18 protein-coding genes are annotated in these 21,697 nt (G+C 43.1%); all 18 read left to right on the forward strand.

Annotated elements, in window-relative coordinates; genetic code table 11:
* Nucleotides 1-7 precede the first annotated feature (7 nt).
* A complete protein-coding gene (locus LKO26_RS04090; RefSeq protein WP_227586570.1) occupies nt 8-916 on the forward strand; it encodes a T9SS-dependent choice-of-anchor J family protein in 909 nt (302 codons plus the stop codon).
* A 133-nt stretch (nt 917-1,049) separates the two neighbouring features.
* Nucleotides 1,050-1,979 carry a T9SS type A sorting domain-containing protein gene (locus LKO26_RS04095; RefSeq protein WP_227586571.1) on the forward strand — a complete coding sequence of 310 codons (930 nt, stop codon included), beginning with the start codon at nt 1,050-1,052 and terminating at the stop codon, nt 1,977-1,979.
* 60 nt (nt 1,980-2,039) lie between these two features.
* The gene (locus LKO26_RS04100; RefSeq protein WP_227586572.1) at nt 2,040-2,750 is read left to right on the forward strand and encodes an SDR family oxidoreductase; all 711 of its coding nucleotides are present in this window, start codon (nt 2,040-2,042) and stop codon (nt 2,748-2,750) included.
* A gap of 121 nt (nt 2,751-2,871) precedes the next feature.
* The gene (locus LKO26_RS04105) at nt 2,872-3,618 is read left to right on the forward strand and encodes an electron transfer flavoprotein subunit beta/FixA family protein (protein ID WP_227586573.1); all 747 of its coding nucleotides are present in this window, start codon (nt 2,872-2,874) and stop codon (nt 3,616-3,618) included.
* A gap of 31 nt (nt 3,619-3,649) precedes the next feature.
* Nucleotides 3,650-4,597 carry an electron transfer flavoprotein subunit alpha/FixB family protein gene (locus LKO26_RS04110; protein ID WP_227586574.1) on the forward strand — a complete coding sequence of 316 codons (948 nt, stop codon included), beginning with the start codon at nt 3,650-3,652 and terminating at the stop codon, nt 4,595-4,597.
* 325 nt (nt 4,598-4,922) lie between these two features.
* Entirely contained in the window at nt 4,923-5,516 is a 594-nt protein-coding gene (locus LKO26_RS04115) for a bifunctional nuclease family protein (RefSeq protein ID WP_227586575.1), read from the forward strand.
* 17 nt (nt 5,517-5,533) lie between these two features.
* Nucleotides 5,534-6,868, forward strand: coding sequence for an MFS transporter (locus LKO26_RS04120; RefSeq protein WP_227586576.1), 1,335 nt, complete (start codon nt 5,534-5,536; stop codon nt 6,866-6,868).
* A gap of 164 nt (nt 6,869-7,032) precedes the next feature.
* Nucleotides 7,033-7,557: an RNA polymerase sigma factor gene (locus LKO26_RS04125; RefSeq protein ID WP_227586577.1), complete on the forward strand. Its 525-nt coding sequence runs from the start codon at nt 7,033-7,035 to the stop codon at nt 7,555-7,557.
* The gene (locus tag LKO26_RS04130; protein ID WP_227586578.1) at nt 7,535-8,236 is read left to right on the forward strand and encodes a hypothetical protein; all 702 of its coding nucleotides are present in this window, start codon (nt 7,535-7,537) and stop codon (nt 8,234-8,236) included. The genes LKO26_RS04125 and LKO26_RS04130 overlap by 23 nt, the downstream gene beginning before the upstream one ends.
* Nucleotides 8,237-8,325: 89 nt before the next feature.
* On the forward strand, nt 8,326-9,408 hold the full coding sequence (locus LKO26_RS04135) for a PorT family protein (RefSeq protein ID WP_227586579.1): 1,083 nt from the start codon (nt 8,326-8,328) through the stop codon (nt 9,406-9,408).
* Between the two features lie 90 nt (nt 9,409-9,498).
* Nucleotides 9,499-10,680 (forward strand): acetyl-CoA C-acyltransferase, encoded by a 1,182-nt coding sequence (locus LKO26_RS04140; protein ID WP_227586580.1) that lies wholly within the window; start codon nt 9,499-9,501, stop codon nt 10,678-10,680.
* A 106-nt stretch (nt 10,681-10,786) separates the two neighbouring features.
* Nucleotides 10,787-12,277 carry an MFS transporter gene (locus LKO26_RS04145; RefSeq protein ID WP_227586581.1) on the forward strand — a complete coding sequence of 497 codons (1,491 nt, stop codon included), beginning with the start codon at nt 10,787-10,789 and terminating at the stop codon, nt 12,275-12,277.
* Between the two features lie 106 nt (nt 12,278-12,383).
* On the forward strand, nt 12,384-13,310 hold the full coding sequence (locus tag LKO26_RS04150) for a mevalonate kinase (RefSeq protein ID WP_227586582.1): 927 nt from the start codon (nt 12,384-12,386) through the stop codon (nt 13,308-13,310).
* A gap of 44 nt (nt 13,311-13,354) precedes the next feature.
* On the forward strand, nt 13,355-14,245 hold the full coding sequence (locus LKO26_RS04155; RefSeq protein ID WP_227586583.1) for a UbiA family prenyltransferase: 891 nt from the start codon (nt 13,355-13,357) through the stop codon (nt 14,243-14,245).
* 56 nt (nt 14,246-14,301) lie between these two features.
* Nucleotides 14,302-15,471 (forward strand): proline dehydrogenase family protein, encoded by a 1,170-nt coding sequence (locus LKO26_RS04160; protein WP_227586584.1) that lies wholly within the window; start codon nt 14,302-14,304, stop codon nt 15,469-15,471.
* Nucleotides 15,472-15,569: 98 nt separating this feature from the next.
* Nucleotides 15,570-18,014, forward strand: a complete 2,445-nt coding sequence (gene priA / locus LKO26_RS04165; protein ID WP_227586585.1) for a primosomal protein N' — start codon at nt 15,570-15,572, stop codon at nt 18,012-18,014.
* 162 nt (nt 18,015-18,176) lie between these two features.
* Nucleotides 18,177-19,649, forward strand: coding sequence for a D-alanyl-D-alanine carboxypeptidase/D-alanyl-D-alanine-endopeptidase (dacB, locus tag LKO26_RS04170; protein WP_227586694.1), 1,473 nt, complete (start codon nt 18,177-18,179; stop codon nt 19,647-19,649).
* A 92-nt stretch (nt 19,650-19,741) separates the two neighbouring features.
* Complete coding sequence (locus LKO26_RS04175) at nt 19,742-21,664, forward strand: M1 family aminopeptidase (RefSeq protein WP_227586586.1); 1,923 nt, start codon at nt 19,742-19,744, stop codon at nt 21,662-21,664.
* The last annotated feature ends 33 nt before the right edge of the window (nt 21,665-21,697 follow it).

Raw genomic sequence — 21,697 nt, forward strand, 5'->3', positions numbered from 1 at the left:
ACAAATTATGAAACGTATTTTATTTTCTGCAGGCATTTTTGTTTCTGCATTTTTCACCGCTCAGACCACAGTTTATGAATATGGATTTGATGTCGCCTTTTCGGCGGATTGGATTATGACCAATCAAAGTACGGCACCTCCTACAACGCCGGTTTTATGGTCAAAAGCTAGTTATACAGCAACTTCTGCTGCTATTTTCGGAAGTGGTGGCGGAATTCCTGACGGTCATGCCGGTGGCGGAAATTCATTTGCAATAGTCAATTATACCAGTACAAACACCGGAACCATTAGCAACTGGCTGATTACTCCCGTAGTCAATGTTCAGGATGGTGATGTAGTGTCCATTTATACAAGAAAAGGCACAGACGGAACTACAGACTATCCGGACAGACTGGAAGTACGGTACAGTACTGCTGCAACAGCCGTAGTTCCCACTGGAGGTCCTACAGATGTGGGAAGTTTTACAAACTTGGGAGTCACCATTAATCCCAATCTGGCACAGGGGTTTGTATATCCTAAAGCATGGACCCAATATACTTTTACCGTGGCTGGTGTGGGGGCAACTCCGGTACCGGCAAAGTTTGCCTTCAGATATCATGTGACTGATGCAGGTCCCGCAGGTACTAACTCTGATATTATTGGAATTGATACATTCAGTGTGACCAGAGCCACTATGGGTACATCAGAAACTCTGTTATCTAAAACATCTGTTGTTCCGAATCCGGCATCAGACTATATTACCATAACAGGAAATGAACGAATTAAATCGGTTTCTGTATATGATACGAGCGGAAAACAATTGAAAGTGAGAGTCATCAATAATAAAGTAGATGTAAGAGAATTGATCCCGGGATCTTACATTATTAACATTGAGACAGAAAAAGGTAAGATTTCTGAGAAGTTCATTAAAAAGTAATTTCTACTTTTTATTTATAATATCCCGACAGAATTCGGGATATTATGTTTTAAACAGTATGTGATGCCAAACCCTTGTTACTATTTGTTTTTTTTTCTTACTTTTACAGCAATAACATTTTAATTATAACAACATGAAAAAAGTTCTATTAGGTTTATGTGTAGTGGCAGCACATTTTATTTCTGCACAATCACTTATTTCTTTTGAGTCCGCGGAGGGATATACCGTTGGTAATGTAGATGGTCAGCAAGGCTGGACAACCACAAGTACGGGAGCAGGTTCACCTAATATCGCCAATCAAACAATTAGTACCGAAGATTTTGTATCTGGTTCGCAATCATTGAAAATCACCAAAGAGGCTGCTTTTCCTGGGCAGACAAACCCAATCGTGGGCGCTTTCAAACAGATTGGTTCCTCTATTCCGTATAATAATTTCGTCCTTTCTTTTGACATTAAAATAACAGAACAAACCGCTAATTCATCCCTTTATGAATTTCAAACTGTAGGGGCTGGTCCTACTGGTGGTGTGTACGTAATCAGATTACGTTTCTCTGAATCTGGTGCTATTCTGGCTGCTCAGACCGTAGGTACTACCTCGTCTTTTGCTACAACTACAGGAACTTGGGCTCCCAATACTTGGTACCGTGTAAAAATAGAAGGAACAGCTAATGGCTTGACCTATTATCTGAATGGAGCGCAGATTTTCTCAGGTGCATTCTTTCAAGAATATCCTTTCACAGAAATGAGATTTGTTCATGATAATTATGCGGGCAGTGCTTTTATAGATAGAATTGCGATTAATAATGAGGCATCATTATCTACTGTGGAGATTGCAGAAATTGCCAATATGGTTTCAATCTATCCTAATCCCGTTACAGATGTTCTACATATCAAAACAAAAGATCGTATCAAATCTGCTGCAATCTATGATATGAGCGGCAAGAAAATCAACGTACGGGTGAAAGATTCTCAGATTGATGTGTCTGCACTTCAAAATGGTAATTACATCATCACCGTACAAACAGACAAAGGAGAATTTTCAGATAAATTCATTAAGAAATAAGTTCAATAACTTCTCAAGTTCAAGCCCCGGATTATCGGGGCTTTTTTTTATCTTTAGGCCATGGAAAACAAAGTGATTTATATAACTGGCGGTACCAAAGGGATCGGGTTGGGAATAGCAGAAATCCTGCTGAAAAATAGCTTCTCGGTTGCCTTTTCCGGGCGGCGCGAAAACGATGTGCGGACCGCAGAATCTGAACTCCGGAAAATTTCCGGAAATGTCCTGGGTCTGGTTTCAGATGTTCGTAACTTTGGTGATGAACAGCATGCCGTACAGGAAATTATAAGCCGGTTCGGAAGACTGGATGGTGTAATTGCCAATGCCGGTCTCGGAATATTTGCTCCGGTAGATGAGCTGAGCCTGGAAGACTGGAACACCATGATGGATACCAATGTCACCGGCGTCTTTCATTCGCTGAAAGCATCTGTAGAAGAACTGAAGAAAACCGAAGGCTACTACATCACCATCTCCAGTCTGGCCGGGACCAATTTTTTTGGAAACGGAAGCGGATACAACGCTACAAAATTTGCCGTTACCGGATTTACTCAGGCTGCGATGATTGATCTGCGTCCGTACAATATTAAAGTCACTACCATCATGCCCGGCTCCGTTGCAACCTATTTTAACGGGAATATTCCTTCTGATGATGATGCATGGAAAATTCAGCCGGAAGATATGGGAAATCTGGTACTGAATGTCCTGCAGATGAACCCGCGGGTTCTGCCCAGTAAAATAGAATTCCGTGCCACGCGCCCAGATTTAAAATCCTAGGAATTGCACACCTTTGAAGTTTTTCATAATTTTAATGCCTTAAATAGTAATTCCCTGTAATTATTATGCATGCATAGCACTTTTTGACTATCTTTAACAAAATTATAAACAATACATCAGAATGAAAATATTAGTTTGTATTAGTAGTGTTCCGGATACTACTTCCAAGATTAATTTCACAGCAGATAAATCTGCTTTTGACAAAAATGGAATCCAATGGGTAATCAATCCGCTGGATGAATTTGCCCTGACCAAAGCAGTAAAACTGCAGGAATCTGCTGGTGCTACAGTTACCGTGCTGAATGTGGGAGATGCCGCTACAGAACCGGTAATCCGCAAAGCACTGGCCATAGGTGCCAATGATGCCATCCGCATCAATACCGAAGCAAAAGACAGCTACACTGTGGCGCAGGAAATTGCAGCGGTAGCCAAAAACGGAGGATATGATTTAATTCTTTGTGGTAAAGAATCCATAGATTACAATGGTGGTGCTGTACCGGGAATGGTAGCACAATTGCTGGATCAGCCTTTTGTGAATGCTTGTGTAGGACTGGACGTAAACGGTGCAGAAGCAACAGCCGTACGTGAAATTGAAGGAGGTAAAGAAACCATTTCGGTGAAACTTCCTGCAGTCATTGCCGGCCAGAAAGGAATGGTAGATGAGAAAGACCTGATCATCCCGAATATGAGAGGAATTATGAGTGCCAGAACAAAACCGCTTCAGGTGCAGGAACCGGTAGCATCTGATGCCAGAGTGGTAGGAGTGTCTTATGATGCAGTGCCGCCAAGAGCAGCGGTAAAAATGGTTACCCCGGACAATCTGGACGAACTGGTAAGACTGCTTCACGAAGAGGCGAAAGTTATTTAATTTACAAATTAATATTTAAAATATTAGAAAAATGGCAATATTCGTATATGCAGAAAATATAAATGGTGTCTATAAAAAAGCAGCGTTCGAGGCTGTGTCTTATGCAAAAGTTATTGCAGATCAGGCCGGAGATACCGTAACCGCAATTTCCATCAACCCCACGGATTCATCAGATCTTTTGTACCAATATGGAGCAAATCACGTGATCCGAATAGAAGATGAGGGTCTGAAAACTTTTGGAGCAAAAGCATTTGCACAGGCAGTAAATGACGTGGCAACAGGCAATATTACTGTTTTTCCTCATACTACCGATGCATCTTCAGTAGCACCCATGCTGGCCGTTATGAAAAATGCATCGTTAATCACCAATGCCGTAGATGCACCGCAAAGTGTACATCCGTTTCAGGTAAAAAGAAAAGTTTTCTCAGGCAAAGGTTTTATGCATGCCAAAGCAACCGGTGATTCGGTAATTGTAACGGTATCACAAAACGCCTTCGGCCTTAAAAATAATCCGGTATCCGGAACAGAGGAAGTGAAAGCGCTTACCGTAGCCAATGAAGATACCAAAGTGATTTCTCACGAACAGAGTTCAGGAACACTGGATCTGAAAGAAGCTGAAGTAGTGGTTTCTGCAGGTCGCGGAATGAAAGGTCCTGAAAACTGGGGCATGATAGAAGAACTGGCTTCAGTACTGGGTGCTGCCACGGCGTGCAGTAAACCCGTTTCAGACATCGGGTGGAGACCGCACACAGAACACGTGGGACAGACCGGTAAAGCCATTGCTCCCAATCTGTACATTGCGGTAGGAATCTCGGGAGCTATACAACACCTGGCGGGGGTCAATTCATCAAAAACCATCGTGGTAATCAATAGTGATGCAGAAGCCCCTTTCTTTAAATCTGCAGATTACGGAGTGGTGGGAGATGCATTCCAGATTATTCCGGAACTTACTCAGAAAATCAAAGCCTTGAAAGGATAAGAAGGGCTGTTCATTAATGCTAAAGTCCGGATCATTCCGGACTTTTTCCATGGTGAATCCTTCCTGCGTCTTCAGTAAACAGGTCAATAAGGCTTATTTTTTTATTTTAAAACGTTAATCTTTCATTTAACTCCTGCTAAAATTTTTCAGTTGAAATTTTTTAATTATTTTTAGATACTGCTTAGGGGATTAATCAGGTTCACACGGTTACCATCGCCCTTCAAAAGAGCATTAAGAAAAATTAAAAGGAGGTTTTAAACTAAAAAAACAATCAAAAATTGGATTTCTGTGGAATAAAACCGGCTTTTAGTATATATTTGTCATTATGGATTTAAAGGAACTTGTCATTCGTGGTATTTCTTACAGCCAGACCCAGTCTGGTGCGTATGCACTGCTGTTGGAACACGAGGAGACCAATGTAAAACTTCCCGTAGTTATAGGAAATTTTGAGGCACAGTCTATTTCACTGGGACTGGAAAAAGATATTCATCCGCCGCGCCCGCTCACGCACGATTTGTTCTCCAAATTTATTCTGGAGGCAGGATATGCCATTGTGTCTGTGGTTATTTATCAGATTGTAGACGGTGTGTTTTTCTCTAATATTAATTTGGTTAATAACCAGAACGGCGCTACCCTGGCACTGGATGCCCGGACTTCTGATGCCGTGGCCATGGCCGTTCGTTTTGAAGCACCCATTTTTACCACCATGGACGTCCTGAACGAAGCTGGAATATTGCTGGAAATAGAGGAGAAAACAGATGCACAGAATTATGAAGAGTCAGATGCTGCACAGGGGATCAGCTCTCTCTCTATGGAAGAACTCACCAAGCTGCTGGATGATGCGGTACGGGACGAGGATTATGATACTGCCATGGAAATTCAGGAGGAAATCAAAAGGAGAAAAAAGAAGATAGACTAAACTAATTTAAATAAACGATGAATTTAAAATTCCGATTAATCATCCTTAATTTTCTGCAGTTTGCAGTTTGGGGTGCCTATTTAACCTCCATGGGGAATTACCTGAGCTCGATTGGTCTGGGACCAAAAATCGGGCTTTTCTACGCCATGCAGGGTATTGTTTCCATTTTTATGCCTGCAATTCTGGGTATTATAGCAGACCGCTGGGTGCCTGCACAGCGCCTGCTGGGCTTGTGTCATGCGCTTGCCGGGGTTTTCATCATCAGTGCCGGATATTACGGCATGACCGCGGGTACTTCTGTAGATTTTGGAACATTATTCAGTCTATACACACTGAGTGTCGCCTTTTATATGCCCACCATAGCCTTGTCTAATTCTGTGGCTTATGGAGTTCTGGTTAATAATGGTTATGATACCATCAGGCATTTTCCGCCCATCAGGACCATGGGAACAGTCGGGTTTATCTGCGCCATGTTGTTCGTTAACTTTGCCGGAATGCCGGACGGACAGCTGAGTTTTAATTTCGCTGCCCAGAATGGTTTTCCTAGTTTTCAGAACAGCTACAGCCAGTTTTTTGTGTCGGGAATTTTAGGTCTGCTCCTGTTCCTGTACTCCTTTACCTTGCCCAATGTGCCGGTGAATAAATCCGAAGAGAAACAAACCCTCTCAGATGCGCTCGGCCTGAAAGCCTTCAGCCTCTTTAAAGATAAGAAGATGGCGATTTTCTTTGTGTTTTCCATGTTTCTGGGCGTGTCGCTGCAGATTACCAACGGGTATGCCAATCCGTTTATTACCAGTTTTAAAGAAATCCCGGAGTATGCGGCAACATGGGGAGCCAATAATGCCAATGCGCTTATTTCACTGTCCCAGGTTTCAGAAACGCTTTGCATTTTGTTGATTCCTTTCTTCCTGAAGAAATTTGGAATAAAACAAGTAATGCTGATGGCCATGTTTGCATGGTTTCTGCGTTTTGCACTGTTTGGCGCCGGAAATCCCGGTACCGGTGTATGGATGTTCGTGTTGTCCATGATTGTATATGGAATCGCCTTCGATTTTTTCAATGTTTCAGGCTCTCTGTTTGTGGATAAGGAAACCGATAAAAGCATCCGCTCCAGTGCACAAGGGGTATTTATGATGATGACCAATGGTTTCGGAGCTACTATAGGAATGCTGGCCGCCGGTGCTGTGGTCAATCATTATGTGTATTCACAGACCGATCCGGCAGCACAACTGGAAGGCTGGACTACCTCCTGGTATATTTTTGCCGGTTATGCACTGGTTATTACCATTCTTTTCGCCATAGTGTTCAAATACAAACACCGGCCGGCAGATGTGGCTGAGATTAAACACTAAGATTGTTATTTTAATTGTGCTTTATTAGTTGAATATCAAACACATAAAATTACACTTTTGCCGAAAGTGTAATTTTTTTTTTATTTTGAGGCAACCCTTTCACAAAATGTGCGTCTTATTAATAGAAACTTACCATGCGAAAAGATTTTACACATATATTTTCTTTGGCCAAATCTCGGAACCGGCTGGCACAGAAAGATATTTACGAGCGCTTTTCCGGAAGAATGCTGGCGGTGGCTAAATCCTATGTGGGCCATACACCGGATGCCGAAGACGTAGTGGTCACTTCATTTTGCAAGGCATTTTCCAGAATTGAGGACTGCAGGGACGCAGCGGGGTTTGCATTTTGGTTAAGGAAAATTGTGGTCAATGATGCCATTTCTTTCATCAGAAAAAATAAAAATCTGCTGTACCATGATGCCGGAAGTATAGAAGAACTGAGTGCTGATCTTCTGGAGGAGGACGAAGAATTTTTTCCCGGATTTGAAGTGGAACATGTTCTGGCAGAAATGCCCATGGGGTATAAAGTAGTGTTTAATCTTTATGTTTTTGAAGATAAAAAGCATCATGAAATTGCAGAAATTCTGAACATTTCTGAAGGTACGAGCAAAAGTCAGCTCAGTAAATCCAAAAAATGGCTAGTGGAATACTTTAAACAGAAAAAAAATGAAAAACTCATTAAAAAATAAACTGAAAACAGAGTACGAACATCTCTCAGAAACGCCTGCTCCGGATCTTTGGGAAAGAATCGAAGCGGAAATGAACCAGCAGGAGGAAATCGGAACAGCTCCGGTAGTTCGAAGAAATAATGGCTTCTGGAAAGTTGCCGCAGTGATTTTGTTGCTCGTTTCGATAGGGTTGTTCACCAGAATGATGCTGGAAGGGGAGACGAATCTTGCAGCCGGCACAGAAAGTACCATAGCATCAATCGGGGAACCGGGAGCCGCCGGCACCTCACAGGTACCGGTGGGTCAGGAAGTACCGCAAATTGTAGCGGTGATTCCTGTGGACCGTCCTGAAAGAGAAACTGATCCGGAAATTGCACTCTCGCCAGCACCTGCAGTTGTCGTGTCCCAAAAACCGTTGCCAGCCATTCCTACGGAAAATAGTGCACTGCAATCACTTCCTGAAACGGTAAAAGAAGAGCAAACTATGGTGGCGGCGGTGAAAAATGTGATTCCGAAATCCAACTCCACATACATTACTGCAGATGAACTTTTGTTTGTGCGGGAAGTCCATCAACGGAGTGAGGTATTGCATAATGAAAGCCGTCTGGTAGAAATAGATCTGAGTAAACTGGAGCGCCGGCAAAGTACCGGTACTATTAAGATTTTTGGTATTACCGTTTTCGACGGAGAAGATCATTAACCAACCATCGCACCCGAAAATATCCCTCTGCCTTACGGGCAGAGAAGAAAGACAATATCTTAACCCGAAAAAATATAAAAATTATGAAAATGAAGAAGATTCTTGCAGCTGCGGCCTTTTCTGTGGCAGCGCTGACTTTCGCACAGGAAACTCCGGTGCTGGAAAAACAGATTAAGAATTATACTGGTAAAGTTGATAGTATCGTAATCGCCGAAAAGATTAAAATGAACGTAGAACTGGATGAAGTGGATTCTAAATTCAGCGATGGCAAAATCTCCGAAGCTGAAAAACAAAATCAGCGCACCCTGATCTCTGAGCGCTACGAACAATCCATTAATGAAAAAGTAAATGCTGAGAAAGATGAGCTGGACCAGATTACGAGAGACGCTGTAAAAGCTGCAGTGATGAATGCGGGGAATGAAGAAGGCCTGAAAGCTTCGTCTAAATCTGTGGTTACCGTGAAGTGGCCAAACGAGAAAAGCAAACATCCGAAAGATTTGCTGAATACTTCTGATCTGATGCTCAGTGCCGGTTTTCTTACATTAACCAATGAAGATGCCCCTTTTAATTTCTTTAACAATAAATCTGAAGTACGCCTGGGTCAAAGCATGTCCTGGAGTTTAACCTACCGCGGTGAAAAACAACTGGGAAAATTTAAAAGCCCTGTATTTTTCAATTACGGCCTGGGTTACAGGGGTGATGGGTATGATCTGGGAGCGGGAAGGGTTTTTGCCCAGACTCCGGATCATCTGTATATTGCGCCATTTGAAGCCGGCAATATAAAATATTCTACCCTGCAGGTACATTATCTGGAAGTTCCGGTGGGAATCAATTTTGTGTTGAATCCAAAGTATGTTGAATTTGAGGGAACCGAGTACCTGGATGCTACCAAAAACCAGTTGCGCGTAGGATTGGGAATTTATGGCGGTGTGAAAGTAGGAAACCGGATTAAATACCGGTATTCAAATGATGTCAGCAATAAAATTGTGGTTCAGGAAAGAGTGAGTGATGGTGTGAATCCTTTCCTTTTCGGTGGAAAATTCAGCGTGGGTTACGGTGGAATCAATCTTTTTCTGAAGAAAGATTTTACACCGGTCTTTGAAAAAAGTACACAACTTAATAACAAATACGGCCTGCAATTCGGGATTGAACTCGTGAATTTCAGCTTCTGATTTCTCAACCATAGCCAACAGCAACACACTTTGATTAAAGTGTGTTTTTTTTCGTAATTTGCCGTACTGAAAAAAATATAAAATATACACATGAAAGAAGTATTCATCGTATCGGCAGCCAGAACGCCAATGGGCAGTTTTTTAGGAAGTTTATCCACCGTTCCGGCTACTCAATTGGGTGCAACCGCCATCAAGGGCGCTTTAGACAAGATTAATCTGGATCCAGTTCAGGTTCAGGAAGTTTATATGGGAAATGTTCTGCAGGCCGGTGAAGGCCAGGCTCCTGCACGCCAGGCAGCTCTGGGAGCTGGTTTGTCCAATGAAACCCCATCTACCACAGTCAATAAAGTATGTGCCTCCGGTATGAAAGCCGTGATGATGGCCACACAATCCATTAAAGCGGGAGATCAGGAAGTGATTGTTGCCGGGGGAATGGAAAATATGTCTCAGGTTCCGCATTATTATAATGCCAGAAATGCGACCAAACTGGGCGATGTAAAAATGCAGGACGGTATGGTGCTGGATGGGCTTACCGATGTGTACAATAAAGTACATATGGGTGTTTGTGCAGAAAAATGTGCAGCAGAACACACCATCAGCAGAGAAGATCAGGACAATTTCGCCATAGAATCCTACAAACGTTCGGCTAAAGCGTGGAGCGAAGGGAAGTTCAATGAGGAAATAGTGCCCGTATCAATTCCGCAGAAAAAAGGAGAGCCGGTTATTTTTGCAGAAGACGAAGAGTATAAAACCGTAAATTTTGACAGAATCGGAACATTGCCTACCGTATTCCAGCGGGAAAATGGTACCGTAACCGCAGCCAATGCTTCCACACTGAATGACGGAGCTTCTGCTTTGGTACTGATGTCCAAAGAGAAAATGGAAGAACTGGGTCTTAAACCTCTGGCCAGAATCGTATCGTATGCAGATGCTTCTCATGAGCCGGAATGGTTTACTACAGCGCCTTCAAAAGCACTGCCGATTGCACTGAAAAAAGCCGGTCTGGAGGTCTCAGATATTGACTTTTTTGAGTTTAATGAGGCATTCTCTGTTGTGGGACTGGTCAATAATAAGATTTTGGGTCTGGATGCTGCTAAAGTAAATGTAAACGGAGGCGCAGTATCTCTGGGGCACCCGCTGGGAAGTTCCGGTTCCAGAATTATTGTTTCACTGATCAATATCCTGAAACAAAACAATGGTAAATACGGGGCAGCAGCCATCTGTAACGGTGGAGGCGGTGCCAGTGCCATTGTCATTGAAAACATGAACTAAGACGCCGGTTTTGTACCGCAATCTGTTTTATCATCCATTAAGAATTCAAAAAATAAGTTGAGTTCTTAATGGATTTTATATTTTTGTCTAAACTATACTCTATATAATGTCTGATTCTGAAAACCTGAAGCCGCAGTTTGTGAAGAATAATCCGAAAATTATGAAAGCGTGGGCCACGTATGACTGGGCCAATTCGGTGTATTCTCTGGTGATTACCTCCACCATATTTCCCATTTATTACGCTATTCTGACCACCATTACAGAGAAAAAAGAGTTTGTAGAAAAGACGGGCGAATGGATCAGTGTGCCGGTACGTCACAAAATTCAGCTTTTCGGGGAGACGTATCACCCCGATGCCATCTACGGGTATTCCCTTACCATATCGTTTTTTATTGTAGTCTTATTATCTCCGTTCCTGTCTTCACTGGCAGATACCATCGGAAATAAAAAATCCTTCCTGCAGTTTTTCTGTTATCTGGGTGCCACTTCATGTATGGGTTTGGCTATGTTTACGGGAATGCAGAATGTATTCCTTGGGTTGCTGTTCAGCATTATGGCGAGTGTGGGATTCTGGGGCAGTCTGGTTTTTTATAATTCGTTTTTGCCGGATATTGCCACCCGCGACAAACAGGATGCCCTTTCGGCCAGAGGTTACGTGTACGGCTATATAGGTTCTGTGGTGTTGGTGGTTATTTGTCTTATCCTGATTATGGTGGTGGCAAAGGATGAGGAACAACGTCTGATCTATACCCGCATGAGTTTTCTGCTGACCGGAGCCTGGTGGTTTGGATTTTCGCAGTACACCTTCCGTCATCTTCCGCAGTTCGGCATGGTGAAGGATCAGTTGCCGAAAGATCTGGTTTTGCTCAATTATAAAAATATCTTTAAAAAGCATGAGGAACTGGGTGGTTTCTGGGTGGTTTTGAAAGATAATATCCGTTTTTATCTGGATGTAGCCAAAGAAAGTTTCCGGGAGCTGTTCAAAGTAGGTAAAACCTTATTTGAAGATACCAACCTGAAGTTCTTCCTCTCCAGTTTTTTCTTTTACAGCGTGGGGATGCAGACCATTTTCCTCATGGCTACGCTCTTTGGCAAAAGTGAAATCAACCTGGATCAGGGCAAACTCATTGGTACTTTGCTGGTCATTCAGATTGAGGCCATCATCGGGGCGATTATTTTTTCCAGATTATCCCGCAGAATCGGTAACAAAAATGTGATTTCCATAGCCATTGTATTATGGATTGTGGCGTGCCTTTCTGCCTATTTCCTGAATAAAGAGAATCCGTATGTAGAATATCAGTTTTATGGAGTGGCAGCCATTGTAGGCTTGGTGATGGGAGGATTGCAGGCCATGTCCCGGTCCACCTATTCCAAATTATTACCGGAAGAGAGTAATGATAATACCACCTATTTCAGTTTTTATGATGTGCTGGAGAAACTGGCGATTATACTGGGAACCTTCATTTTTGCCACATTGATCGAGAAATTCAACAATATGAGGTACGCAGCATTGTCCATGAGTGTTTTCTTTGCTGTGGGGTTGGTTTTAATCCGTTTCCTGAAAGTGAAAATGACCAGCAACCGTGATGTACTGTAATTTGAAAAATTAATAATTTTATGGCCCGGTTTATGCTGATATGTTAATGAAGATTTGAATCTGTTTTCGTATCTTTGCCGCAACACACAACCAGACCAGACACAAGATGACCAACCCTTTATTTTACGCGAAAATTCTGCTCTTCGGAGAGTACGGGATTATTGAAGATTCTCAGGGATTGACGGTACCCTACAGTTTTTACAAAGGAACACTGAAGTTTTCTGAATCACAATCGGAATTTGAAGTGAAGTCTAATGGGCATCTGAATAAATATCTGACCTATCTGAAACAGCTGGAACTGCCCGCAGATTATACTTTGGATGTGGCTGCTTTTGAGCAGGATATCGCCGCCGGACTCTTTTTTGATTCCAATATTCCGCAGGGATATGGCGTGGGAAGCTCCGGGGCACTGGTGGCTGCTGTGTTTTCAAAATATTCACTGAAAAAATACAATCCGGAAACCATCTCCAAGGATGAACTGAAAGAACTGAAAAAAGTTTTCGGTTTGCTGGAAAGCTATTTTCATGGCAGGAGTTCCGGCATAGATCCGCTGATTTGCTTTATGAACCTTCCCATTCTCATAGAAAATAAAGAGAATGTAGATAAAGTTTCCATCCCAAAGGGCGAAACCGGAAAAGGAGCCATCTTCCTTATTGATTCCGGAATAACCGGCGAAACCGGACCTATGGTTCAGATTTTCTTTGAAAAAATGAAGACCGAAGGTTTCCGCAAAACATTGAAGGAAGAGTTCATCCGTTATAACAATGCCTGTATTGATGCCTTTCTGAAAAAAGAAATGAATCCGTTTTTCCGCAACCTGAAGAATCTTTCTGTCTGGGCTTATGAACATTTTAAACCCATGATTCCGGAAGGGATTTACAATGCCTGGAAAAAAGGACTGGATACCAATGCATATTATCTGAAACTCTGCGGCAGCGGTGGTGGCGGGTATATTTTGGGGTTTACCAGAGATTACGCCAAAGCAGAGAAAATGCTCGATGGTTTTCAGAAAGAAGTAATTTACAGGTTTTAGACCGTTCCAATCCATAATTTCCGCCAAAAAATGACCGGCTGTTTATGAAAAATCCCATCTTTTACAGAATTGTACAGTTGGTGGGCTTCATTGTAGGAGCGCGGGTTCTGGTGACGCTTTTATTGACCTTCGCACTCTATGTTTCCATTTTTTTTCTGTTTAATCAGGAAGAAAGTCTACGGCAGTTTGCTTTCGATTTCCGCATCCATGGCATTGTATTCTGCACGGTGCTCAGTATTCTGGCCGGTGGCATCATCAATCAGTTTTATGACCGGGAGAAGGATCAGTTGGCCAAACCTTTCCGCTCCCGGGTACAAAGTTTCCTGAAGCAAAAGTATTTTCTCTATGCCTATCTGCTTCTGAACGTGGTGTCCCTGGGCATTGCCGGACTCATTTCCTGGCGGGTTCTGGTATTTTTCCTCATCTATCAGTTTATGATGTGGTTTTATAGTCACAAGCTCAGCAAAATACTGATTGTAAATAACTTTACATTCGTAGCGCTTACCCTCTATCCGTTTTTCGGGATGCTGGTCTATTACCGTACGTTTTCCCTGAAAGTATTCATGATGGCAGCCTTTCTGTTCATCATGCTTTTACTGATAGATATCATAAAAGACATGCTCACCAAACGGGTGGATTTCATCTTCGGGTACCGCACACTGCCCAATTTTTTCGGGGATCAGGTAAGCCGGAATATCGTGTTTTTTCTGCTGGCTACAGCATTTGGAGTTTCACTCGTAATTGCTGAATGGCTGGGCATCAGACGTATTTTGGGCTGGTATTTTCTGGGCGCTTTACCGTTATTTGTGACTGCAGTATTTCTCCTGAAAGACGGCAAAAGGAAATCTAAATTTATTGTACTCAATATATTCCGCCTTTGGATTTTTGCCGGTATTCTGGCCATGCTTGCAGACGGGATTATGATGAAGTACTGAAACCTCTTTTTTATAACGCCAACAATTATTAAATTTGGCAAATAATTCCCGATATCATGTCAATCTTTAACGATACTCAAATAGCATTTCAGGACAAATCTACGGAGCAACTGAAAAAAGCGTACTGGATGTTTAAAACCATCGAACAGCCGGTTATTACCGATCTTGGAATCAAGATACTGAACTTCACCGTTCATAATAAATTTCCTTTTGTAGAAGGCATTGTCCGCAAGACTTTGTTTGAACAGTTTGTAGGAGGCGAGACCCGGGAAAAGAGCATGGAAGTGGTGAAACAACTCTTCAAAAGTCATATAGGCAGCATTTTTGATTATGCCATAGAAGGAAAAGAAGATGAAGTAACCTTTAACCATACCTGCGAAGAAATCAAGCAGAACATTAAGTTTGCTCAGGGAAATCCAGCAATTCCATTTGTGGTTTTCAAACCCACCGGCTTCGGGAGGTTTAAGCTTTATCAGGAAGTACAGGCCGGTGCGGCATTGACTACTTCAGAGAAAGAAGAATGGAGCCGCGTGCGCAACCGTTATTATGAAGTATGCAAACTGGCTCATGAGCGCAATGTGGTCATCATGATTGATGCGGAAGAATCCTGGATTCAGACGGCTGTAGATGACCTGGTGAATGAAATGATGGCCGAATTCAATAAAGAAAAAGCGATCGTGTGGAATACCATACAAATGTACCGTACCGGCCGGCTGGAGTATATGGCAGAAGATCTGAAGCGTGCCGAAAACGGAAATTACTTTATTGGTTATAAATTCGTAAGGGGAGCGTACATGGAAAAAGAAAGAGAGCGCGCCGCCGAAATGAAATACCCGGATCCCATACAACCTACAAAAGAAGCCACAGATCAGAATTTTAATGCAGCCATAGATTTTGTAATGGCGCATCTGGACAAAGTTGCCGCGTTCTTCGGAACCCACAATGAAAAATCTACCGAACTGGTGATGGATAAGATGAAGGAAAAAGGTCTGGTGAATGATGACCCGCGTATACACTTCGGTCAGCTGTACGGAATGAGCGATAATATCACTTATTTTCTGGGCGCACAGAAATATAATGCATCCAAGTATCTGCCGTACGGACCGGTAAAGGATGTGGTGCCTTACCTTACCCGCAGAGCACAGGAAAATACTTCTGTGGCAGGGCAGACAGGGCGCGAACTAATCTTAATCAGCAAAGAATTGCAGAGAAGAAAAAACAGATAATACTCTGTTGAAATCCAAAGGAAGCGTTTCACGAATGGGGAACGCTTTCTTTATTTTAATTAAATTTGTAAATTCCAATCTTTTCAAGACCATCAAAATTGAATTTCGCCCAGATCATTCTTCCCCTCAATCTGAAAGGAACCTTCACCTATGCTGTTCCGGCCGAACTGATGCCTCAGATTCAGCCTGGGATGCGGGTATTGGTGACTTTCCGGGGCAATAAAATTTTTACAGGAATTGTCTTCAGTCTGCATCAGGATGAACCGGAAGGATTTATACCCAAAGAGATCATCAGCATTTTGGATGAAATGCCCATTGTCCCTGCGGAACAACTGGACTTCTGGGTCTGGATTTCAGATTACTATCTCTGTAACCTGGGAGAAATATACCGTTTTTCATTTCCCGGATCTCTGAAACTGGAGAGCGAAACCTATCTGAAACAGAAAGCGAATGTGATGGTGGATTTTCAGATTCTGGATGCCAATGAAATGTATGTGATGCAGGCGCTGGAAGTACGGCAACTGATTAACCTCACTGAAATAGAAGCCTTTATACCGAAAAAGGAAATCATCAGAACTATATCGTCACTCATTGATCTTCAATATATTGAGATAGATGAAAAAGTGGCCGAGAAGTATAAAGCCAAAGAAGTAGCGTATGTCCGCCTGAAGAACGAGGTCTTGAGCCACCAGCTGCCCGAAATTCTGACCCGGCTGAAACGCTCGCCAAAACAACAGGAACTTTTTTTATTGTTGCTGGAAAAACAAACCGAAGAACCGGATGTGCCCATCAGGAAATCACAGTTATTTGCAGAAGGGAATTTTGCTCTGGGACAGTTGAAATCGTTAATTGAAAAAGGTCTTGCAGAAGAATACTATCTTCAGCAGGATCGTTTGCAGAGTTATGAGGGCGAAAGGGAAGCACTGGAGGAACTCACCGAAGAACAGAAGAATGCCGTACAGTCCATAGATGAAGCCTTTGCAGAGCAAAAAAATGTTTTGTTGCATGGCGTAACCGGTTCGGGTAAAACCCATGTATACCTGGAAAAAATACAAGATACCATTGCTCAGGGCAGGAATGTACTTTTACTGTTGCCGGAAATATCACTTACCAAACAGATTGCACAGCGGCTGGAGAAAAAATATGGAACACAACTCGGCTACTATCATCAGAAACTGACCGATTTCGAAAGGGTGGAAGTCTGGCGCAACGTGAAAAGCGGCAAAATCAGAATCCTGATTGGCACACGGGCAGCGCTTTTTCTTCCGTATCAGAATCTGGGTTTAGTGATTGTGGACGAAGAGCATGATGCAGCATACCGGTCAAAAGATACAGCGCCTTATTTCAATGCGAAAGATTCCAGTCTGATGCTGGGCAGTTTGTATAATGCTCCCGTTATTTTAGGTTCGGCCACGCCTTCTGTAGAGAGCTACTGGCTGGCACAGAAAGGCAAACTGAAGTGGGTTCCGCTTACGCGGCGTTTCGGGGATGTTGCATTACCCAATTTTCTGATTATAGACCTGAAGGAGGCCCAGATGACCAAGAAACTCTACGGTAACTTCTCTCAGGAACTACTGGAACTGCTGCAGCAAAATCTGGATCGTAAAAAACAAACCATGGTTCTGCATAACCGCCGTGGCTATGCCAACGTGGTGGAATGTGAAACCTGCGGATATGTTTCTTACTGCAGTAACTGTGATGTGGTCATGACCTATCATAAATATGACAATCAGTTGAAATGCCATTATTGTGGTCACAAAACTTCAAGGCCGAAGGTATGTCCCAAGTGTACCTCAGAGAATCTGAACACCAAAGGTATAGGCGTAGAACAAATGCATGAGGAAATAGCTGCGCGGCTGCCTGAGGCAGAGACTGACCGGATGGATGTGGATTCCATGCGACGGAAATTTGCCTACGAACGACTGTACGAAAAAATAGAAAACGGCGACACCGATATTGTAGTCGGCACGCAGATGATTGCCAAAGGCCTGGATTTCGATGATATAGAACTGGTGGCCATTCCGCGGGCAGATCACATGCTGTATGTTCAGGATTTCCGGGCAGAAGAAAGGGCGTATCAGTTAATCACTCAGGTTTCCGGCAGGGCAGGCCGTGTTTCGGGAGAAGGATTGGTGGTCATTCAGACGTTTAATCCTCAGCATTTTATTTTTCAGTTGGTCAGGGAATCCAGTCCGCATAAAATTTATGAATATCTTCTTCAGGAACGAAAGAAATTTCACTATCCGCCGTTCACCAAAACCATACTCATAGAATTAAAGCACCGGCGCGAAGATAAGGTGGAACGGGCATCCCGATTTCTGGGTTCGGTGCTGCGCAAATTTTTGCCTCCGGAATGTGTGCTGGGGCCAGAAAAATCTCCTGTAGCCAGAATCAATCTCCTATATCAGTATCAGATTCTGCTCAAGTTTCCACGTGGTAAAAAGTATAATGAATTCAAAAATTATATAACGAAAAGTCTGGAAGAATTCCAGGAAATCACCGCTTACCGAAGCATAAAACTCAGCATAATCGTTGATTTTTAACAATTTTTAACAAAGGTTAAAGTCTTTTACCAGTTTCAATTCATTGATTTTCAACAATAATTTCTACTTTTGGCCCGTTACGTATTTGGTCATTCAGATGTTTTATGTAATTTTAACCATAGAACATCAGAATAATCAAACAGAAAAGTAGTAAAATTTATGATGATTAACCTGAAAAAATATATAGCCGCGACCGCTTTTGCGATTTCGGGGTTTATTGCTGCGCAAATGACCAACACTTCTGTGAAGCAATACCCGGTGATGTATGAAAACCAGTCCGGCAGTTTACCTTCGAGCAGTACCGCAACCGCAGAAAAAGTTGTACTTTCTGCCCGGGAACTGATTGATATTAACCTGAATACCATGATGAATGACCCTGTGCTGAAAAATGCGCACTGGGGATTCGTTATTTATGACCCGAAGACCAAAAAAGTAATTTCTTCATACAACGAAACTGATTCTTTTATCCCTGCATCCACTACAAAATTGCTTACTACAGAGACTGCTCTGAGTCTGCTGGGTGAGAAATTCAGATGGATTACCCAGCTGGAGCATTCCGGTGAGGTGGATGAAGACGGGGTGCTGAACGGTAATATCTACATTGTGGGAAGCGGCGATCCCTCCATCGGAACGGGCAAAGCGGGCTCCAGCACTTATGGAACGATCAGTTCGGACTTTGTAGCGGCTATGAAGAACAGAGGCATCAAAAAAGTGAACGGTAATGTGATTGTTCAGAATGCGGTCTTCAAAGAAAACAAAATGGACTTTCTGCCGCAGAATATAGTATGGCTGGAACATCAGAATTACTATCTGCCGGTAGGAACCACAGCCAACATTAACCCGGCAAATGAAAAGCTGATTGCCAAAAAAGCCAGCCCGTTTGATAAGAAAAATACGCGTTATTTCTATATCTCGCCTTATATCAATAAAATGGTCTATGCTGAAAAATTTGACGGTGGCGCAATGACAACCAAACTTCCTAATGCACCGGTTTCTCTGGCCAATACCTTCCGTACAGCGCTGGTGAAAAATGGAATTGCCGTGAGCGGAAAAGTAGAAACCAAAATGACTGACTCCGATCCGGAACCAAGAAATTTCATTACCTTTTATAAATCGCCCACACTGGCAGAAATTGTACATGATACCAACCAGAGAAGTGACAATGCCTTGTCTGAATCACTGCTCAGAATGGTGGGATTCCAGAAAAAAGGCGATCAGTCGCTGGAATCGGGCAGAGAAGTAGTGGAAAATCATCTGCAAACCATCGGGTTTGATATGGAAGGACTCCATTATTTTGATGGAAGCGGATTGTCCCGCAACAATAAAGTAACCCCTATTGCTCAGGTAAAATACCTGACCGGAATTATGGGAACCAAATTCTATAAAACATTCTTTGATTCCCTGCCCATTGCGGGACAGACCGGAACCCTGAAGCGTTCTTTCCCCGGAGCCGGAAACGGACAGGTATTTGCCAAAACAGGTACCCTGAACAAAGTGAAAACCCTGGCCGGATACTTAAAAACCAATTCCGGGAAAACCCTGGTTTTCTCTTTGATGGTCAATAACTATTCTGGTTCTGTAGATCAGGTCAAAAACCGGATGGAACGGATTCTGGAACCGGTATATAATCTATAGGTTGAACGTCCGTTATTAAATGTAAATTAAAATGAAGCCCTTCATATCGTGAAGGGTTTTTTTGTATCTTTATTCTCTATAAATTTTTCTGAATGAAGCAAATATTTTTATGCTGTTTAACATTTATTTCGGCCGCTGTTTTTGCCCAAAATGCCCATGCAGACCACAGTCAGCTCGTGGCAAAGGAAGCAAAATCGCATGCGTATAAAATGCCTATCGGAAATGTGAATCCTAACACGCTTAACTATGATTTACGTTATCAGCGGCTGGATCTGATGCTGAATCCCGAAATGTACCAGATCAGCGGGAGTGTGACCTCGCATTTTATTCCCAATGCACCTGCGGCCGATATTTATTTTGACCTCACTACACAACTTACCGTCTCCCAGGTCACCCATCATGGAAATCCCGTAGGGTTTCAGCAGTTGCCCGGAAATGAAGTCCGGGTATTATTTCATGCGCCGCTGGCGCCCAATGTGCTGGACTCGCTGACCATTCACTACTCCGGAGCACCGGCTATGGGTCAGAACGCATTTACCACCACTACACAGAATTCCGTCGCAGTACTTTCTACGCTTTCGGAACCCTATGGTGCACAAGACTGGTTTCCCACCAAGCAAAGCCTTAATGATAAAATAGAAAAGTTTGATTTTAAAATCAATACTCCGGCGCAATATCATGTGGCAGCAAATGGTACCCTGATGTCTGAAACCAACCTGCCCAACAACCGAAAACTTACCTTCTGGCGTACCCAGTATCCTATGGCAGCGTATCTGGCCGCTCTGGCCATCACCAATTTTGACAAGACCACGGACGCGATTGGCAATCCGCCTTTTCCCTTTATCAACTATGTGTACCCGTCCACTACGGCAGACGCGGCAGAGATGGCCAATATAGAATGGACAAAACAAGCCATGACGTTATTCGAAACGCATTTTGGTCCTTATCCCTTCCGGAATGAGAAGTACGGGCACATGCAGTTTAGTTATGGCGGCGGCATGGAACATCAGACCATGTCCTCCATGGGATTCTTTTCCAGACAACTCATTGCTCATGAACTGGCTCACCAGTGGTTTGGAGACAAGGTGACCTGCGGCGCCTGGAATGATATCTGGCTGAATGAAGGTTTTGCCACTTTCGGCGAACATCTGGTCAATGAAAAATTGCTGATGAATCACAATCAGTTCATGAATTATCTGATGGGCCAGAAAGATTTCATTACCACGCTCCCTGGCGGAAGTTCTTATGTGGCCGATGCCAATCTTACCAGTGTAAATGCAATCTTCAACAGCAGACTGAGTTATGCAAAAGGCGGATACATTGTCCGGATGATGAAGTGGGTGCTCACAGACCCCGTGTTTTATCAGGCCATACAGGATTATCATCAAAGACCGGAACTGGCCTATAATTATGTGCGCACGGCAGATCTTCAGACCTCACTGATGACTTCTACCGGCGTGGATTTTACTGAATTCTTCAATGACTGGGTGTATGGCCAGGGCTATCCTACCTATGACATCCGCTGGAAACAGGCTCCCGATCAAACGCTTATTCTGAAAGCGTCTCAGACCCAGAGTCACGCATCTGTTTCCTTTTTTGAAATGCCACTGCCGATCAGGGTGAATGGTGCTGGCGGACAGGTGGTATATCTGCGTCCGCAGCATACGGCAAATGATCAGTATTTCACGGCTCCGGTGAATTTCCAGGTGACCTCGGTTGAGTTCAATTACAATCATGATATTCTGGAAAAAAATTCCACAGTAACTCTTGACAATACCCTTGCTGCACAGGAAATAAGTGCTGATGCAGTAAGTCTCTATCCTGTTCCTGCAGGGAATGAATTGTTCTTCCGCGGTGTGAGCAGAAAAGCAGATTTCCGCATCTATTCTGCAGATGGTAAACTGGTAAAAGCCGGGACTTATATTCCAGAAAAAGCCATTCCGGTTTCAGAACTGACGCCCGGGAATTATGTGATTTCCATCACAGGGCGCAACTTTAAATTTACAAAGAAGTAAACCAAATACACCCATTTAGACAAGGTTTTTTCT

Source organism: Chryseobacterium sp. MFBS3-17, from assembly GCF_020687745.1.
In the GTDB taxonomy this organism is placed as follows: Bacteria; Bacteroidota; Bacteroidia; order Flavobacteriales; family Weeksellaceae; genus Marnyiella.

What these genes read in the sequence shown, in the direction of transcription:
- LKO26_RS04150 (WP_227586582.1), top strand. Translation starts at nt 12,384, where the DNA reads ATGACCAACCCTTTATTTTACGCGAAAATTCTGCTCTTCGGAGAGTAC.
- LKO26_RS04135 (WP_227586579.1), top strand. Translation starts at nt 8,326, where the DNA reads ATGAAGAAGATTCTTGCAGCTGCGGCCTTTTCTGTGGCAGCGCTGACT.
- LKO26_RS04145 (WP_227586581.1), top strand. Translation starts at nt 10,787, where the DNA reads ATGTCTGATTCTGAAAACCTGAAGCCGCAGTTTGTGAAGAATAATCCG.
- LKO26_RS04105 (WP_227586573.1), top strand. Translation starts at nt 2,872, where the DNA reads ATGAAAATATTAGTTTGTATTAGTAGTGTTCCGGATACTACTTCCAAG.
- LKO26_RS04095 (WP_227586571.1), top strand. Translation starts at nt 1,050, where the DNA reads ATGAAAAAAGTTCTATTAGGTTTATGTGTAGTGGCAGCACATTTTATT.
- LKO26_RS04110 (WP_227586574.1), top strand. Translation starts at nt 3,650, where the DNA reads ATGGCAATATTCGTATATGCAGAAAATATAAATGGTGTCTATAAAAAA.
- LKO26_RS04120 (WP_227586576.1), top strand. Translation starts at nt 5,534, where the DNA reads ATGAATTTAAAATTCCGATTAATCATCCTTAATTTTCTGCAGTTTGCA.
- LKO26_RS04115 (WP_227586575.1), top strand. Translation starts at nt 4,923, where the DNA reads ATGGATTTAAAGGAACTTGTCATTCGTGGTATTTCTTACAGCCAGACC.
- LKO26_RS04140 (WP_227586580.1), top strand. Translation starts at nt 9,499, where the DNA reads ATGAAAGAAGTATTCATCGTATCGGCAGCCAGAACGCCAATGGGCAGT.
- LKO26_RS04130 (WP_227586578.1), top strand. Translation starts at nt 7,535, where the DNA reads ATGAAAAACTCATTAAAAAATAAACTGAAAACAGAGTACGAACATCTC.
- LKO26_RS04160 (WP_227586584.1), top strand. Translation starts at nt 14,302, where the DNA reads ATGTCAATCTTTAACGATACTCAAATAGCATTTCAGGACAAATCTACG.
- LKO26_RS04155 (WP_227586583.1), top strand. Translation starts at nt 13,355, where the DNA reads ATGAAAAATCCCATCTTTTACAGAATTGTACAGTTGGTGGGCTTCATT.
- LKO26_RS04175 (WP_227586586.1), top strand. Translation starts at nt 19,742, where the DNA reads ATGAAGCAAATATTTTTATGCTGTTTAACATTTATTTCGGCCGCTGTT.
- LKO26_RS04090 (WP_227586570.1), top strand. Translation starts at nt 8, where the DNA reads ATGAAACGTATTTTATTTTCTGCAGGCATTTTTGTTTCTGCATTTTTC.
- dacB (WP_227586694.1), top strand. Translation starts at nt 18,177, where the DNA reads ATGATTAACCTGAAAAAATATATAGCCGCGACCGCTTTTGCGATTTCG.
- LKO26_RS04100 (WP_227586572.1), top strand. Translation starts at nt 2,040, where the DNA reads ATGGAAAACAAAGTGATTTATATAACTGGCGGTACCAAAGGGATCGGG.